The sequence below is a fragment of the Burkholderia sp. IO2 genome (genome assembly GCF_029522185.1).
GTDB classification, from domain to species: domain Bacteria; phylum Pseudomonadota; class Gammaproteobacteria; order Burkholderiales; family Burkholderiaceae; genus Burkholderia; species Burkholderia cenocepacia.
On record NZ_JAKWFH010000030.1, the window covers coordinates 43395 to 59226 of the forward strand.

Genomic DNA, 15832 nt, shown 5'->3' on the forward strand with positions numbered 1-15832 from the left:
TGCATAAATCAATGGAAGACTTCAACGATCTGGTCGCATTCATGACCGTCGCGCGCGAGCGCAATTTCACGCGGGCTGCCGCGCAGCTCGGCGTGTCTCAATCGGCGTTGAGCCGAACGGTGCGCGCGCTCGAGGGGCGAATGGGCATTCCGTTGCTGACGCGCACGACCCGCAGCGTGTCGCCGACCGAGGCCGGCGAACGGTTGCTGGAATCGATCGCTCCCCGCTTTCAGGAAATCGAGGCGGAACTGGAATCGCTACGCGCAATGACGGACATGCCGACCGGCAACGTCCGGATCACCGCGACCGACTATGCGGCGAACGAGTACGTGTGGCCGCGGCTGCAACCGCTGCTGCGTCAGTATCCCGCGCTCAGGGTCGAGTTGGTGAACGACTATGGTCTGACCGACCTGGTCGCCGGCCGCTACGACATCGGCGTACGGCTCGGCGACCAGGTCGCCAAGGACATGATCGCGCAGCGTATCGCGCCGGACATGACGATGTCGATCGTCGGTTCTCCCGGTTATCTGTCGTCCCGACCGGTGCCAACGACGCCGCACGAACTGACCCAGCACAACTGCATCAACCTTAGATTACCGACGAGAAACGCGCTGCTATCGTGGGAGTTGAGCAAGGGGCGACGCGAGTTGCAGGTCCGCGTCGAAGGACAGTTGACATTTAACAACGTCTATCAGATGGTCGACGCGGCCCTCGCCGGTTTCGGGCTCGCCTATGTGCCGAAAGATCTGGTCACGCATCATGTTGAAGAAGGACGGCTCAGCTGGGTGCTGGAGGATTGGTTTCCGACGTTCGTCGGGCACCACGTCTATTACCCGAGCCGGCGCAAGTCGTCGCGATCGGTGGAGCTGGTGGTCGACGCGCTTAGGGCTGGGTATGTGGGCAATGCACGTTAAGCATGGGACACGTTTCGTCATCAAGCACCGAGCTCGCTTTCGCCCCGAGTGTAGAGAGCGGCACAACCTCGTCAGTGTCAGGTCTACCTAATGCACCTGGAATACAGTCTTTGCAATGTCGATTCCAACTGGTGTCAGATTCATCGCTAGCCTCCGCTTCGCCGTGAAGATCCAAGTGGTCTTGCGCTATGCGTTCGCTCATATCAAAAGCCCGCGCCTCGCGAGGCTGGAGGGAGGCCTCCATACCATTTCCCAAGAGTTGGAGCCTCCACAAAACTCGGAGCAGCTCATGATGATTGAACAACGTCACACTCACTCCAGCGTTGCCAATTCAACGGATTACTTCGTCAGGCGGACCGGCGCATCTGCGAAACGGCCCGCACGCGCACCGCGAACGTCAGGATAACCGCACCGGCGAGCGCCGACGCGCCCGCAAGCACGAATGCACTTGCATACCCACCGCCATACTGGACGAGCCAGCCGGTCAAGCTTGGCGACAGGATGCCTGCGAGATTCGCGAGCAGATGAACGAACCCGCCGGCCGAGCCGACACGTTCCCGCGGCACGATTTCCTGCAGAAGCGACCAGCAAGCCTGGGGTGCCATGAACGCGAAAAGGCTTGCGATTGCGATCAGCGTGACGGCCGCGCCGAGCGAGCTCACCCGTGACGCCAGCAGCACGCAAGCCGCCGCGACCGCGAGCCCGACGACGATCACGATCTTGCGCGCGAACAGCACGTCGCCGGTGCGGCGGTAGATGCGATCCGACACGGTGCCGCCGGCCACGAACCCGACGGTCGCGCCGAGCCAGGGCAGAATCCCGACGACACTCATCTGCTTGATGTTTAGATGCTGGTAGTCGGTCAGGTAGCTCGGCAGCCATGACAGGAAAAAATACAGCACGTAGTTGAAGCTGAAGAACGCGAGCGCGACGCCGAGCACCGGCCGCGACAACAGATCGCGCAGCAACGGACGCGCGGCGCGATCGTCCGCATGCGCATCCAGTGAGACGCCGACCGTCCGGTCGGATGCGATCTCACGCACTTCTTCCGGAGACACGCGCGGGTGGCTCGCCGGATCGTCGCGGAACAACGCCCACCACGCGGCCAGCCACACGAAGCCGAGCGTGGCGATCACAACGAACGAAACGCGCCAGCCAAACTGCAGCGCAACCAGGCCGACGATCGGCGCCGCGATGGCCGCACCGAGCGGCTGCCCCGCGTTGGTCCAGCCGACCGCACGTCCCGCTTCGCGGCGCGGGAACCAGTTCGAGATCGCCTTGTTGGTGGTCGTCCCCATCGGCCCTTCGCCGATCCCGAACGCGACGCGTACGATCAGTAGGTGCGCGAACGACCCGGCGAGCGCGGTCGCGCCGCAGAACAGAGACCACACGCCGGCCGCGCACGCGAACACTCGACGCGGCCCGAATCGGTCCGCGGCCCAGCCGCCGACGAAGCAGAATACGCAGTAGCCGATGAAGAAGCTGCTGAACAGGATACCCATCTGCGCGTCGTCGATGCCGAGTTCGCGCTTGATGATCGGCGCGACGACGGACAGCGCCGCGCGATCGAGATAATTCAGCATACCGGCGCCGAACAGCAGCGCGCCGATCCACCAGCGGTAACGCGTTTTCATGTTGTCTCCTGTCGAGCCGGGCACGTGCCTGCGCATCCACCCGGCTTCCTGATTTCCGATTGCGCCGCCAAACCGGCAACGGCTTCGCGTGCGTGCGCCGAGCGCACCGTTCCTGCGTTCAACCGATCGTCGCGTGCGCGATCGTGTTGCGTGCCAGCACTGCTTCGTCCGGCAAGAAGCCAAGCCCGGGCACATCGGGCAAGCGCAGCCGCGCCCCGGGCCGCTGCGCGTCATGCAGCCGCTCGGGCCAGTCGAGATAGGGAATTTCGAGCGCGACGTCGTCCGGTAGCGTCGCGACCACGTGCGCGGTCGCCAGCAGCCCCGCTCCGTAATAGAAACAGTGCGGCATGACCCGCACGCCGTGCTCCGCCGCGAGCGCGATCACTTCCGCGATGCCGGTCGGTCCACCGATCTTCGCAATGCTAGGCTGCGCGACGTCGAGCGCGCCGTGTTCGAACAGGTCGCGAAAGCCCGCGACGCCCGACGAGTTCTCACCCGCCGCGATCGGCGCGCCGACGCCGCGCACACGCGCGATGCCGTCCGCGTCGTCGCAAGGCCAAACCGGTTCCTCGATCCAGCCGAGCCGCAGGTCGGCCAGCTCGCTCACATGCCGCAGCGCGTCGCTCGCCGTCCACGGGCAGTTCACGTCGACCATCAGTTCGCTGCCGGCCGGCAGTGCCGCACGCGCGGCCGCGATGGCCGCACGTTGCGTCTCGTGCAGCTTGATGCGCCCGAACCCTTCGTCCGACGCCCGCCGCACGTGGCGCGCGACTTCGTCGGGGTCGTTGTCGTAGCTGACCAGGCTCGCATACACGTCTATCTCGTCGCGGTGGCCGCCGAGCCACCGATACAACGGCACGCCGGCCGCCTGCGCGGCGAGGTCGTGCAGCGCCGTGTCGATCGCGGACAATGCGTACAGCACCGGTCCGGTGCGGCCGAACGCATGCAGCGCGCGATCGGCCGCGTCACGCAATGTGGCGATCCCGTGCCGCGTCGGCTCGAGTTCGGCGCCCTTGAACCAACGGCCAACCGGGCCTTCGAGCGCGGCGAACGTGACGGGATTGATCAGATGACCGAATGCTTCGCCCCAGCCAACGCGCCCTGCGTCATCGGTGAGCCTGACTAGCAGCGACTCCATGCGACGCAGCGAGCGGTCTGCGGCGTTATACGTATCGGCGACGGTCGGTTCAACAGCGGCGACGGGACGGCGGCCCGCATCGAATGCGAGCGAGAGGCGAATGACTTCGATGGTGACGATTTTCACGAACAGATTCCCGGTGCGGCGGGTCGGTGGCATGGAAGCGGCCGACGGCAGAAAGTGCAATGCAATGGCAGCTTTGCGAGGTCGTTCGATTGCGTCACGTCGGCTCCCATAGCAGTCTGTCATCGTACAACTTACGTGATCCGACGGCAATATATCCAGACCTCTTCCCCTTATAGGTGGGATGATTTATACATGGGTTTGTCATGCGACATCTTATGACTGTTACAGGCGGAAAAAATGGAACCGCGGGCGCCGGGCCGATGGTGAACGGGACCCGGGTCGGCATCGCCTGCCTCGATGGCCAGCCAGCCTGGATAAGTCAGCGATTCGATCCGTCGAAGTTCACCAGTTCGACCCAGTTCGCGCCCTTGCCGACCGGATATTGGCCGAGCGTGGCAAGCCCGCCCGTTTTCGCGTCGATGCGATAGAGGCTCAACGTCGGCGACAGCTGCCCCACCGCGAGCAGATACCGTCCCGACGGATCGATGTTGAAGCCGCGAGGCTGCTTTTCGGTCGCGTACGTGCCGATCCGCACCAGCTTGCCCGTGGCCGTATTCACGCTATAGGCGCCCAGCGTGCTTGAGGTTCGTTCGGAGATGAACAGGAAGCGGCTGTCCGGTGTGAGATGCAGATCGGCTCCCCACGGCTTGTCACCCTTGAAGTCGGGCGGCAAGATCGAAATCGTCTGGACCGGCCTAATGGTGTCGTTGGCCCGATTGAAGGCAAGCACGTGCAGCTTGCCGTCGAGCTCGTCGATCAGGTAGACGAAGCGATTATCAGCGGAAAACACGAAATGGCGCGGGCCCGAATCCTTCGGCAGAGAATACGCGGGCTGCGCGTCCTCGGTGAGCGTGCCGGTGCTGGCGTCGAACTTGAGACGCAACCACGCGTCGGCGCCCAGCACTGATGCGAACGCATAGCGGTTGTCCGCCGACACGCGGATAGCATGCGCCATTGGCCCGGTCTTGACGGTCTGCTGCACGTTAGCTGCCACCCCATCCGAGTCGATGCGGTTCACCGCCAGGAGGTTGCCGCCGTACGATGCCGACATCAGATAGCGGCCGGTCATGTCGGTCGACAGGTATGCCATGCTTTCCGCGAGCGGCGCACGACCCAGTTCAACAAGGTGGCCGTCGAGCGGATCGATGGCGAAACTCACGACACTGTAGGGCTTGGAGCGCAGCCCCGCATACAGACGACGATGGTCGGGCGAGAGTGCCATCGGCATAACGGTACCGTTCACGGGCACGGTTTCGACCGCGGCGAGCGTGCCGGCCCGTGCGTCGAGGCGGAACACCGAGATGTCCTGGCTGTCGGCGTTCGAAACGTAGGCGTATGTCGCCGCGTGCACGGCGAAAGATGCGGCCAGGCCCGAGAACGCCAGCGCCACACGGCGCAACTTCATCGTCGTTTTCATTTCGTCCTTTTTTCTATTGTTGGTGAAAGCCGTCAAGCTTCGCCGAGACGGAATACCGCCACGGCGTCCTTCATCGATTGCGCCTGATGCTCCAGCGCATCCGCGGCGGCGGCGGCCTGCTCGACGAGCGCCGCATTCTGCTGCGTGGCTTGATCCATCTGGCTCACGGCGACGCCCACCTGCTGTATGCCGGCGCTCTGCTCGCTCGTCGCCGACGACATTTCCACCAAGATGGTCGCCACGTTGCGCACGGCGCCCACGATCTCCTCCATCGCCGCGCCCGCTTCGGCCGCGAACGCGTTGCCGTTTCGCACCTCGTTCATCGAGGCGCCGATCAGTTCCTTGATCTCGCGCGCCGCGCTGGCGCTGCGCTGCGCGAGCGTTCGCACCTCGCCCGCGACGACCGCGAAGCCACGCCCCTGTTCGCCCGCGCGCGCCGATTCGACGGCCGCATTCAGCGCGAGAATGTTGGTCTGGAACGCGATGCTGTCGATCATGTTCGTTATCTCGGCGATCTTGAGCGCGCTTGCACTGATATCCTGCATTGTCCGGACCACGCGGCCGACCACGTCACCGCCCCGGCGCGCGAGGTCCGCCGTGCCGCTCGCGAGCGTGCTCGCCTCGGTGGCGTTCGCCGCGTTCTGCCTGACCGTCGAGGTCAGTTCCTCCATGCTCGCGGCGGTTTCCTCGAGCGACGCCGATTGCTGCTCCGTGCGGCTCGACAGGTCGAGATTGCCGGCGGCGATCTCGCGTGCAGCCGTGTGGATCGCGTCGCAGCTGTCTCGCACGCCGCTCACGGTGCGCGAGAGTCCGTCGCGCATCCGCCGCATGGCCGCAAAAAGCAGGCCGAATTCGTTGCGGCCCGCCTCGGGCACGCGCACGGTCAGATCGTTCGACGCGACGCGGTCGAGCACCGCCACCGCTTCGCCGAGCGGGCGCGTCACGATGCGCGTGAGCGCGACGTGCGTGACGACCATCAACGCAAGCGCCAGCCCGACGCCCACCACCACGAAGCCCAGGATCCACCGGTAGCGCGCGTTGCCGTCGTTGAGCGCCTGTTCGGTCAGGGTGTTCGCGAGTGTCTGCAGCTTCTCGACGTTTTCCGAGTACACCATGCCCGCGCGGGTGACATCGCGGTCGTTGATGGTCACGTAGCCGGCAGTGTCGTTATTGCGCAGCGCGTCGGCCGCGCGCGCGAGCAGGGCCGCAAGCCGGTCCGACGACGCCACGAGTTGTCGTTTGAGCTCCGAATCCATGCCGTCGAATGCACTTGCGTCGCGATATGCGCTGGTTTCGCTCGCGGAGCGTTCGAAGGTGCGATTCGCGCTCTGCAAGGCCGAATCGCGCGCCGCCGTGTCGTTGCGCTCTTTCAGCGCGCTATAGGCGCGCACCAGCGCCGAACGCGTGCGGGTGCTGTCCTTGTATGCGTCGTTGACGAGGATGGTTTGGCGCGAAATCTCATGCAGGCGCTGCGCGTTCGCATCGGCCATTCGCAGCGACACGATGCCGGCGATGCCGCCAATCACGATCACCACCCCAAACATCGTCAGTGCCGCGAGCAGGCTGGCTCGCACCGTCATGTTGCGCATCTTGGTTCCTGTCGCTGCTTGGTCATCAGTCGCGGTGACGGCACGTGGGACGTCCCGGGCATCAGCCACGCACGTTCTGGCATTGTTGGGTGGATTGCGGGGTGCGTTACGTGGTGACCCGCGTATGGGTCGCGAATTTCGATATGTGACATCGTACCTCTTATACACGATTTTCGCGCTGTTCCACAGGAAACCTCTCCCCCTTTTGAGGTTGACCGAAATCCGCCTAAACCCCGGTGAACCTCATATGCCGCATGGGGGGCAATAATAACGCGCAATCTAACGGCTTGTTCTTAGGGTAGACACGGACGGGAGCGTTGGTGCATTCAGCGATAATATCATCGTGTCATCGTATGACAACGGCCCTGGCGACGGTATCGCCTCATCGACAAGATCACAAGAAAAAGACGGAGACAGCAGTGACCGACAACGACTTCGATCCACAACCCGACGGCACCGTTCGGCATCCCTCCATACCCAGGATCACTCGACGCCATTTCCTCGGCTACAGCAGTGCCCTGATGGGCGGCGCCCTGCTCGGCGCTTGCGGTGGTACCGACAACACTCCGCCCCCCGCCAGCGTGCCTGCGGCGGATCCAATCTGGGGGCCGAGTGGCCTGGCGACCAACATCATCGCCTCGCTGAATGGCATCGCGCAGTCGTCGTTCCCTGCCCTCGATTTCCAGGTTGAGGCCTACGGCGCCCAGCCGTGTTCGGTCGTTGCGCAAAGCAGCCCGTATACAGATGCTACCAAATCGCCGCTCAGCCCCGGCGCCGGCGCCACCCCAGGTGCTGGAGCGGTGGATTCGCGTCCAGCCTTCCTGGCTGCGATCGCAGCCTGCTCGGCAGCGGGCGGCGGACGCGTGGTGGTGCCGGCCGGCGCTTGGTACTGCGCGGGGCCGATCGTGCTGCAGAGCAACGTCAACTTTCACCTGAGTGCGAACTGCACGATCTTCTTCAGCCCAAACCCGGCCGACTACGCCAAGGACGGCCCCGTCGACTGCGGCGCCAACGGCAAGCTGTTCTATAGCCGCTGGCAGGCCAACGACTGCTTGAACTTCGGCGCGCTAGTGTACGCACGCAACGCCAGCCATATCGCGCTTACCGGCGAAGGCACCACCTCGATCCTAAACGGGCAGGCGATGACGCCGTTCGCCGGCTCGGGCAACACGGCCACCTGCTGGTGGACCTACAAAGGCAACACGGGTGTCTACGGTTGCGCTGGCTCCTCCACGCCGTCGCAGGCCTATACGAACCCGAACAACGTCGACCTGAAAACGGCCGCGCCCGGTATTCCGGACGCTTTGTATACGCTGCTGACCAATCCGGCCACGCCGTGGCAGCAGGATCAGAACTACCTGCCCGCGCTGTCCGAGGCCGGTGTGCCGGTAGCGCAGCGCATCTTCGGGCTGGGCCATTACCTGCGGCCCTGCATGGTGGAATTCATCGGGTGCACCGACGTCCTAATGGAGAACTATCACACCCAGAACACGCCGTTCTGGCAGCACCATCCGACCGACTGCACAAACGTGGTGATTCGCGGCGTGATGGCCGACAGCATCGGCCCGAACAACGACGGCTTCGATCCCGATGCCTGCACTAACGTGCTGTGCGACGGTATGATCTTCAACACAGGTGACGATTGCATCGCGATCAAGTCGGGCAAGGATCTCGATACGCAATACGGCGCGGCACGGAACCACGTGGTGCAAAACTGCACCATGAACAGCGGCCACGGCGGCATCACACTCGGCAGCGAGATGGGCGGCGGCATCGAGAACGTTTACGCGCGCAACCTGACGATGCTGAACCAGCACTGGGCGACCAATTCGCTGAACATTGCTATCCGCATCAAGACCAACATGAATCGCGGCGGTTTCGTGCGCAACTTCTATGTGAACGGCGTGACACTGCCGAACGGCGTGAGCCTGACGGGCGGCGGCTACGGCAGCAAGATGCTGGCCGGCAGCCCGATCAACAGCACCGTGCAGCTCGGCGTGGCAACCTTGGCGTCGGGCAATCCGTCGGCATCGCAGGGCGGCCTGATCACGTTCGATTGCGACTACCAACCCGCCGGCGATGCGATCCGGACGCGCCCGGCGCTCGTGCAGAACGTCAACATCACTAACGTGAAGGCCACCAACGTCACGCTCGGCAGCGCGACCGGCTCGTGTTTCCAGGCGATCGTCGCGCAAGGCCCGGTGGCGTTCGACTACAACGGTCCGGCGCCGACCCCGACGATTCCCGCCATCACCGGTGTGACCATCTCGAACTGCGACTTCGGCTCGCCCACCGCAACGGGGCCGGCCAGCACCACCACGCCGGGTCCGATCTATGCGTGGAACGTGAACGGCATTAGCCTGCAGAACGTGTTGATCGCGGGGCAACTCTACAACACCACGATCACCGACCTTCGCTGATCCTCACGGAACCGCGCACGTGGATCTCACGCGGAAGTACCCGGGGGCCGGGCCGGCCCCCGGACGACGTTCAGCAGGCAGCCTTCCAACGATTCTCCGGTCGCCTGTTGCCGCGCGCCACCAGTCAATCGGCCATGCCTGCAATGACTGAACGCGACCAAAAGTTGGACGACGAGCCCTGAGGCCAGACGCTGACGCAACCCTACGCGCTGCTGCATGACATGCTGTACGTGGCAACGAGGCAGGGGCAGGGTGACTTGCTCGACTGCTTCGATCTTGAACTCATCCGTGTACCGCTTGCCGCTCATATCGACCTCCTCGGCTGCCATAAATTATGGCTCGAAGATGTCTACGAAAGGCTAGCCGGTCCAGGCGCGAGTCGGCTGTCCATATCTCATTGGTTTTTATCGGCCGGTGCGTTGCCGGCGATGTCCAACAACAGCGCAGCGAGCGGCGATCAGGTCACCGGCGCAGGATTGAAGAGAACCAGAGCGTTATGGAGCTTCAGTTTTTCAGCGCACGTCTGTTTGCGTCCGCTCGCGACGTCGAGCAGCAGCTTGAACAACTCCCAGCCCACATCTTCGATCGTTGCAGTACCGGTCGCGATCGTGCCTGCGTTCACGTCCATCAGGTCGTGCCAGCGACGTGCCAGGTCCGAACGGGTTGCGACCTTGACGACGGGAACCTCGGCGAGGCTATACGGCGTACCCCGGCCTGTTGTGAAAACGTGCAGATTGATCCCGGCTGCCACCTGCAACGTGCCGCAAATAAAATCGCTCGCGGGTGTCGCAGCGTAGATCAGCCCTTTTTGCCTGACCTTTTCGCCCGGCGCGAGTACGCCAGATATCTGCGAATTGCCGGACTTGATGATCGAGCCCATCGCCTTTTCGACAATGTTCGACAGCCCGCCCTTCTTGTTCCCCGGCGTCGTGTTGGCGCTACGATCCGCTCCGCCGCGCTTCAGATAGTTGTCGTACCAGTCCATCTCCCGAATGATCGCAGCGGCAACTTCGGGATTAGCGGCGCGCCCTGTGAGCTGACCGACACCATCGCGCACCTCGGTCACCTCCGAGAACATGACCGTGGCACCCGCGCGCACGAGAAGATCGGTGGCGAAACCAACTGCCGGGTTTGCGGTCAGGCCAGAAAAGGCATCGCTGCCACCGCACTGAACGCCCAATACCAGGTCTGAAGCCGGACAGGTTTCCCGGCGCCGGCTATTCAGCCGGATCAGATGACCTTCAGCCATCCGAATGATCGATTCGATCATTGATTCAAAACCGACATGGGCGTCGTCCTGCAGCACCACGACGTCACCATTCACGTCCGAAGGCAGGTCACCGACGTCCGCGACGTCATCCGCTTCCGTAACAGTCGCAATAGGAATCGTCCCGGGAGGCATCAGACGCTCGGGCTGCAGTTTCTCGCAACCAAGGCTCACCATCATGACTTCTCCGCCGAAGTTCGGATTGAGCGCGATGTTGCGTACTGTACGGATCGGCACCATTGCATCGGGAGCGTCAATCGCAACCCCGCATCCATATGTGTGCCCGAGGCTGACCACGTCATCGACATTCGGATATTTCGGCAACAGTTCGCTCTTGATCCGGGTCACGGCATGCTGAACGACGTCTGCAACACACTGAACAGTCGTAGTAATCGCAAGAATGTTGCGTGTACCGACCGAACCGTCGCTATTGCGGTAGCCCTCGAACGTGTAACCCTCCAGAGGCGGCATAACCGGCGCCTTGATGGTCGCGATCGGAAGATCGTCGAGGCCGGGAGGGGTTGGAATCCGAATGACGTGCTCGTTCACCCAGCTTCCCTTGGGCAGCGCCTGGCTCGCATACCCGATTACAACGTTGTACCGGACGACCTCATCGCCCTCAGCGAAATCCTTCAGCGCGACCTTGTGGCCTTGCGGCACCCGTTCGCGAAGTGCCAGACCATCTGGGAAAGTCGCTCCCTCCCCCAGCCCCCCGTCATTGACAACGATCGCGACGTTGTCATTGGGGTGCACGCGAATATAAAGCGGTGTCTGTTCCATTTGCATCTTCCTCTGAGCGGCGGGGTTCGCCCAATGACCCTGCTTAGTTCTACGTCATCATACAACGTACAACCTCTTTTTGGATACCTATTTACCCTGGGAAATCTCTGAAAACCGCCATTTCCCGTTGCTCAGCCGAAAGCCTAGTTGTACGATAACATATAAGCAGTAACCGAAACCGAACCGAATTTCTTGGAACGCCCCATCATGACCACTCCGCAAGAACTCAAGCAAATCGTCTCCGACGGCCTCCTCTCCTTCCCGGTCACGGACTTTGACCAACAGGGCAATTTCCGCGCCGATACGTACGCAAGCCGCCTCGACTGGCTCGCGCCTTACGGCGCAACGGCACTGTTCGTAGCGGGCGGCACGGGCGAATTCTTCTCACTTACGCGTGATGACTACACAGCCGTCGTCCGTACGGCGACCGAAGTCTGCAAGGGCAAGGTGCCAATCCTCGCAGGGGCGGGTGGTCCGACGCGCGTTGCCATCGAGTACGCGAAAGAAGCGGAGCGCAATGGCGCGCAGGGCATCCTCCTGATGCCGCATTACCTGACGGAGGCCTCGCTCGACGGGATCGCAGCGCATGCCGAGGAAGTGTGCAAGGCAGTGCCCAATCTGGGCGTGATCATCTATAACCGGGCCAATTCGAAGCTGAACGCTGACATGCTCGAGCGCCTCGCCGATCGCTGTCCGAATCTGATCGGGTTTAAGGACGGTGTCGGCGACATCGAAAACATGGTGACGATCCGTCGCCGCCTGGGTGAGCGGTTTTCCTATCTCGGCGGCCTGCCGACGGCTGAAGTTTATGCAGCCGCGTATAAGGCCCTCGGCGTTCCGGTCTACTCGTCCGCCGTCTTCAACTTTATTCCGAAGACCGCCATGGACTTCTATCGTGCAATCGCATCGGACGATCACGCAACGATTGGAAAGCTGATTGACGACTTCTTCCTTCCTTACCTCGCAATCCGTAATCGCCGTGCGGGTTACGCAGTCAGCATCGTCAAGGCGGGCGCAAAGCTCGTTGGCCACGATGCCGGCCCGGTTCGCGCTCCGCTCACGGACCTCAACGACGAAGAACTGAGCCAGCTCGACGCTTTGATCAAAAAGCTCGGCGCGCAGTAAGCACGCCACGAGGAGACAGGCGGGGCTAGCCGCGCAGTTATGCCCAACAGCGACACAGGCACCCCGCTCGCTTTAAACAGAGGAAGATCGTCATGGAAATGAGCCGCACGGCAAATCCCGCGGACGCACTCAAGCGTACGAAGGTCCGCTACGTCATTCTGGCCCTTATTTTTGTCATCACGACATTGAACTACGCAGATCGCGCGACCTTGTCGGTCACCGGATCTGCAATGCGGGGAGAGTTCGGCTTCGATGCGGTCAAGATGGGATACATCTTTTCCGCATTTAGCTGGGCCTATGTTCTCTGTCAGATTCCAGCCGGCTGGCTGCTCGATCGCTTCGGAGCACGCCGAGTGTATGCCGCGAGCATCTTCCTCTGGTCTCTCTTTACATTGCTTCAAAGCTCGATCGGCCTGGCAGGGAGCGCCGCAGCAGCGGTAACCACGCTATTCATGTTGCGCTTTGTCATGGGGGCCGCTGAGGCGCCGGCGTTCCCTGCAAATGCCAAGGTCGTAGCGAGCTGGTTTCCTACAAAGGAACGCGGTACTGCCTCCGCTATCTTCAATTCGGCGCAATATTTCGCAGCTGTCGTGTTTACTCCGCTGATGGCGTGGATTACCCACGCCTTCGGCTGGCATTACGTCTACGTCGTCATGGGCTTTGCCGGACTGCTGCTGGCAATAACGTGGCTCAAGGTCATGAAAAACCCGGTGAACCATCCGGGCGTCAATAAACCGGAGCTCGAGTATATTGACCAGGGCGGTGGCCTCATTCACGGCCGAAAACTAGCCGACGCCGGTTCGCGCAGTCATCGCGGTGGCTGGGGCGTTGTGCGGCAACTGCTGGGCAATCGCATGCTGCTCGGCGTGTATCTCGCACAATTCTGCATTAACGTGCTTACCTATTTCTTCCTGACGTGGTTTCCGATCTACCTCGTTCAGGCCCGGCACATGACTATCCTCCAGGCAGGGCTCATCGCTTCCCTGCCGGCCATCTGCGGGTTCGGTGGCGGCGTTCTCGGTGGCGTGTTGTCGGACACACTTATACGACATGGTCGCTCGCTCACCGTCGCACGAAAGACGCCGATCGTTGGCGGCATGCTGCTGTCGTGCTGCATCGTCGGATGCAACTACGTCAATACCGATTGGGTCGTCGTTGCCCTTATGTCGCTTGCCTTCTTCGGGAAGGGTCTGGGTGCACTTGGATGGGCTGTGGTCGCAGACACCTCACCCAAGGAAGCGATTGGCCTGTCTGGATCGATCTTCAACATGTTTGGCAACGTTGCCGGTATCGTCACCCCCATTGTGATCGGGTATCTCGTCGCACAGTCTGGTGGCTCGTTTAACGGCGCCCTGGCTTTTGTAGGTGCCAATGCGCTGATTACAGTGTTCTGTTATCTCGTCATCGTTAAAGAGATCAAGCGCGTAGAGCTTAGTCACGACTAGTCCAAAGTTACTGGAGCAGGAGAAGTCCATCGGCAAACAAGGCGAGATCGCCCATAAGCTAATGTACGTCGACCTGGTGATCCTCGACGAACTGGGCTACCTGCCGTTCAGCCAAACCGGTGGCGCATTGCTGTTCCACTTGCTCTCGAAGCTGTATGAACACACGAGTGTCGCGATCACCACCAACCTCAGCTTCGGTGAGTGGGCGACCGTGTTCGGGGACGCAAAGATGACGACGGCGCTGCGGGACCGCGTCACCCATCACTGCCACATCGTCGAAACAGGCAATGAATCCTGGCGCTTCAAGTCCAGTCCTGCCAAGGCGAAGGCAACCAGAAAGAGAGCAGCAAAGCAGCAGGCAGTGAGGAGTTATCCACACCGGAATAGATGTACTACGCTGTCTCGGGGTGGGTCAAGATCCAGTGGAAATCAACACGCCAGCGTCGCGGCGTTGATGGCTTCGGCCGTCATCGGACCGTTGCCGAACTGCTCGAGCAACTCGGCCGGAATCGCCGGCAGAGCCGCCGGCTGGGCTTTCGGTTTGCGAGGCATAAACTCTCCTTGGGAGCATGTTATGCCTTAAACACAAAATTCCTGACAGGCCCGAGCGGCGGCATGGTTTGGCGCATCAGGCGAGACCAAGGCGGAAGCTCTATCGCAACTCGACATTAGGGCGTCCGTCGTCACTCCCCTGGACGTAATAAATGCGACCCTGCTGCATGCGACCGCCTATTCGGGTATTCCGCATCGTCTCAGCGCGTTCAAGGCCGCGCATGAGGTGCTGGTGGCGGAGGGGGTGTTGAAGTAACGACGCGGTTGAAGCCGGGGGTTCCGTCATCGGACACCCCGGCATGGGCGAGTGCTCGCGCCCGCCGGCATCACAGCGCGTTCGGCGCCCCCTTCCCGTCAAGCACCGCCGCGACGTTGTCGAGCGCGGTAAACCCCATCTGGTCGCGCGTCTCGACGGTCGCGCTCGCCATGTGCGGCGACAGAAACACATTGTCGAGCGCGGCAAAGCGCGGATCGATGTTGGGTTCGCTCCGGTAAACGTCGAGCCCCGCGGCGAACAGCCGATGCGACGTCAACGCATCGTAAAGCGCATCCTCGTCGACGAGACTGCCGCGTGCCGCATTCACGAACACGGCACCTTCGCGCAGTAAGCCGAATTCGCGGCGGGTCATCAACGGCGTGCCGCCGCCGGGCACGTGCAGCGTGAGGATGTCGCACTGCGGGAGCAGCGTGTCGAGATCCGCGCAATAGCGCGCGCCGGCCTCGATCTCGGGCGGTGCGGGACGTCGGTCGGTATAGACGATCTTCATCCCGAAGCCGCGCGCGCGCTGCGCGACCGCACGGCCGATCCGCCCGAAACCGACGATTCCGAGCGTCTTGCCGTTCACGCGCGTACCGAGCATGTCGGTCATGCCGAACGACTTTCCCCACCCCGCGCGCACGATACGCTCGTACTCCGATGCACGCCGGCACGCGGCCAGCACCAGCAGCATCGTGAAATCGGCCGTGCAGTCGGTCAGCGCATCGGGGGCGTTGCTGACCGCGATTCCGCGTGCGCGTGCGGCGGCGACATCCATGTGGTCGTACCCGGCGCTCGCGTTCGCGATGATCTTCACGCTCGGTGGCAATGCTGCGATGTGCTCGGCCTGCAGCCCCGATTTCTTGCCGATCAGCACCGCCGGCGTCTCGTAGCGATTGCAGAACTCGACGACGGACGACGCGTCCATGTCGGCGTCCGTTACATACGCGTTGAATTCGGATTCTGCGCGTGCGGCGACTGCGGCGGGAACGCGTCGCGCAACCAACAGGCGGGTGCGATTGTTGTCAGGCATGGTCTCGTCCTTGGGTCGGAAAACGGAACACAGCCTACGAAGCGCAGTCGGCGCAGGTCAATATTGATTGGTTCGATCAACATGTCCGCGCGGCATTGAGCGACCGGATAATCGACCGATTCCGATCATGTCCTCT

General features: G+C 62.3%; 11 protein-coding genes and 2 pseudogenes. 6 read left to right on the forward strand and 7 right to left on the reverse strand.

Going from position 1 to position 15832, the window contains the following annotated elements; all coding sequences use genetic code 11:
- Positions 1-11: 11 nt before the first annotated feature.
- Complete coding sequence (locus MMB92_RS20045) at positions 12-914, forward strand: LysR family transcriptional regulator (RefSeq protein ID WP_059542980.1); 903 nt, start codon at positions 12-14, stop codon at positions 912-914.
- Between the two features lie 347 nt (positions 915-1261).
- On the opposite strand, the gene MMB92_RS20050 is transcribed toward MMB92_RS20045, so the two are convergent.
- The 4 genes from MMB92_RS20050 to MMB92_RS20065 form a co-directional block, all read right to left on the reverse strand.
- Positions 1262-2548 carry an MFS transporter gene (locus tag MMB92_RS20050; protein WP_059497474.1) on the reverse strand — a complete coding sequence of 429 codons (1287 nt, stop codon included), beginning with the start codon at positions 2546-2548 and terminating at the stop codon, positions 1262-1264.
- A gap of 118 nt (positions 2549-2666) precedes the next feature.
- Complete coding sequence (locus tag MMB92_RS20055; protein ID WP_277562882.1) at positions 2667-3812, reverse strand: mandelate racemase/muconate lactonizing enzyme family protein; 1146 nt, start codon at positions 3810-3812, stop codon at positions 2667-2669.
- Between the two features lie 319 nt (positions 3813-4131).
- Positions 4132-5229, reverse strand: a complete 1098-nt coding sequence (locus tag MMB92_RS20060; protein WP_059497476.1) for a beta-propeller fold lactonase family protein — start codon at positions 5227-5229, stop codon at positions 4132-4134.
- Positions 5230-5261: 32 nt separating this feature from the next.
- Positions 5262-6818, reverse strand: a complete 1557-nt coding sequence (locus tag MMB92_RS20065) for a methyl-accepting chemotaxis protein (protein WP_277562883.1) — start codon at positions 6816-6818, stop codon at positions 5262-5264.
- Between the two features lie 521 nt (positions 6819-7339).
- Between MMB92_RS20065 and MMB92_RS20070 the strand changes: the two genes are divergently transcribed.
- Positions 7340-9238, forward strand: a complete 1899-nt coding sequence (locus tag MMB92_RS20070) for a glycoside hydrolase family 28 protein (RefSeq protein WP_200061106.1) — start codon at positions 7340-7342, stop codon at positions 9236-9238.
- A 26-nt stretch (positions 9239-9264) separates the two neighbouring features.
- Here the strand turns inward: MMB92_RS20070 and MMB92_RS20075 are convergent, their stop codons facing one another.
- The gene (locus tag MMB92_RS20075; RefSeq protein WP_200061104.1) at positions 9265-9567 is read right to left on the reverse strand and encodes a hypothetical protein; all 303 of its coding nucleotides are present in this window, start codon (positions 9565-9567) and stop codon (positions 9265-9267) included.
- A 128-nt stretch (positions 9568-9695) separates the two neighbouring features.
- On the reverse strand, positions 9696-11285 hold the full coding sequence (gene garD / locus MMB92_RS20080; protein ID WP_059542986.1) for a galactarate dehydratase: 1590 nt from the start codon (positions 11283-11285) through the stop codon (positions 9696-9698).
- A gap of 207 nt (positions 11286-11492) precedes the next feature.
- Here garD and kdgD point away from each other — a divergent pair, with 207 nt between their 5' ends.
- From kdgD to MMB92_RS35290, 4 genes and pseudogenes are all read left to right on the forward strand, one after another.
- Positions 11493-12410 (forward strand): 5-dehydro-4-deoxyglucarate dehydratase, encoded by a 918-nt coding sequence (gene kdgD / locus MMB92_RS20085; protein WP_027791957.1) that lies wholly within the window; start codon positions 11493-11495, stop codon positions 12408-12410.
- Positions 12411-12502: 92 nt separating this feature from the next.
- Positions 12503-13855, forward strand: coding sequence for an MFS transporter (locus tag MMB92_RS20090; protein WP_059541780.1), 1353 nt, complete (start codon positions 12503-12505; stop codon positions 13853-13855).
- A 10-nt stretch (positions 13856-13865) separates the two neighbouring features.
- Positions 13866-14242 (forward strand): annotated as a pseudogene (locus MMB92_RS20095) (ATP-binding protein); the annotation flags it as partial.
- A gap of 307 nt (positions 14243-14549) precedes the next feature.
- Positions 14550-14663 (forward strand): annotated as a pseudogene (locus MMB92_RS35290) (gamma carboxymuconolactone decarboxylase); the annotation flags it as partial.
- A gap of 70 nt (positions 14664-14733) precedes the next feature.
- Here MMB92_RS35290 and MMB92_RS20100 read toward each other — a convergent pair.
- Positions 14734-15696 carry a D-glycerate dehydrogenase gene (locus MMB92_RS20100; protein ID WP_062911592.1) on the reverse strand — a complete coding sequence of 321 codons (963 nt, stop codon included), beginning with the start codon at positions 15694-15696 and terminating at the stop codon, positions 14734-14736.
- Positions 15697-15832: the final 136 nt, after the last annotated feature.

Coding starts and splice junctions, on each gene's coding strand:
- garD (WP_059542986.1), bottom strand. CDS start 11,285: ATGGAACAGACACCGCTTTATATTCGCGTGCACCCCAATGACAACGTC.
- MMB92_RS20070 (WP_200061106.1), top strand. CDS start 7,340: ATGGGCGGCGCCCTGCTCGGCGCTTGCGGTGGTACCGACAACACTCCG.
- MMB92_RS20045 (WP_059542980.1), top strand. CDS start 12: ATGGAAGACTTCAACGATCTGGTCGCATTCATGACCGTCGCGCGCGAG.
- MMB92_RS20075 (WP_200061104.1), bottom strand. CDS start 9,567: ATGGCAGCCGAGGAGGTCGATATGAGCGGCAAGCGGTACACGGATGAG.
- MMB92_RS20100 (WP_062911592.1), bottom strand. CDS start 15,696: ATGCCTGACAACAATCGCACCCGCCTGTTGGTTGCGCGACGCGTTCCC.
- MMB92_RS20065 (WP_277562883.1), bottom strand. CDS start 6,818: ATGCGCAACATGACGGTGCGAGCCAGCCTGCTCGCGGCACTGACGATG.
- MMB92_RS20090 (WP_059541780.1), top strand. CDS start 12,503: ATGGAAATGAGCCGCACGGCAAATCCCGCGGACGCACTCAAGCGTACG.
- MMB92_RS20060 (WP_059497476.1), bottom strand. CDS start 5,229: ATGAAAACGACGATGAAGTTGCGCCGTGTGGCGCTGGCGTTCTCGGGC.
- kdgD (WP_027791957.1), top strand. CDS start 11,493: ATGACCACTCCGCAAGAACTCAAGCAAATCGTCTCCGACGGCCTCCTC.
- MMB92_RS20050 (WP_059497474.1), bottom strand. CDS start 2,548: ATGAAAACGCGTTACCGCTGGTGGATCGGCGCGCTGCTGTTCGGCGCC.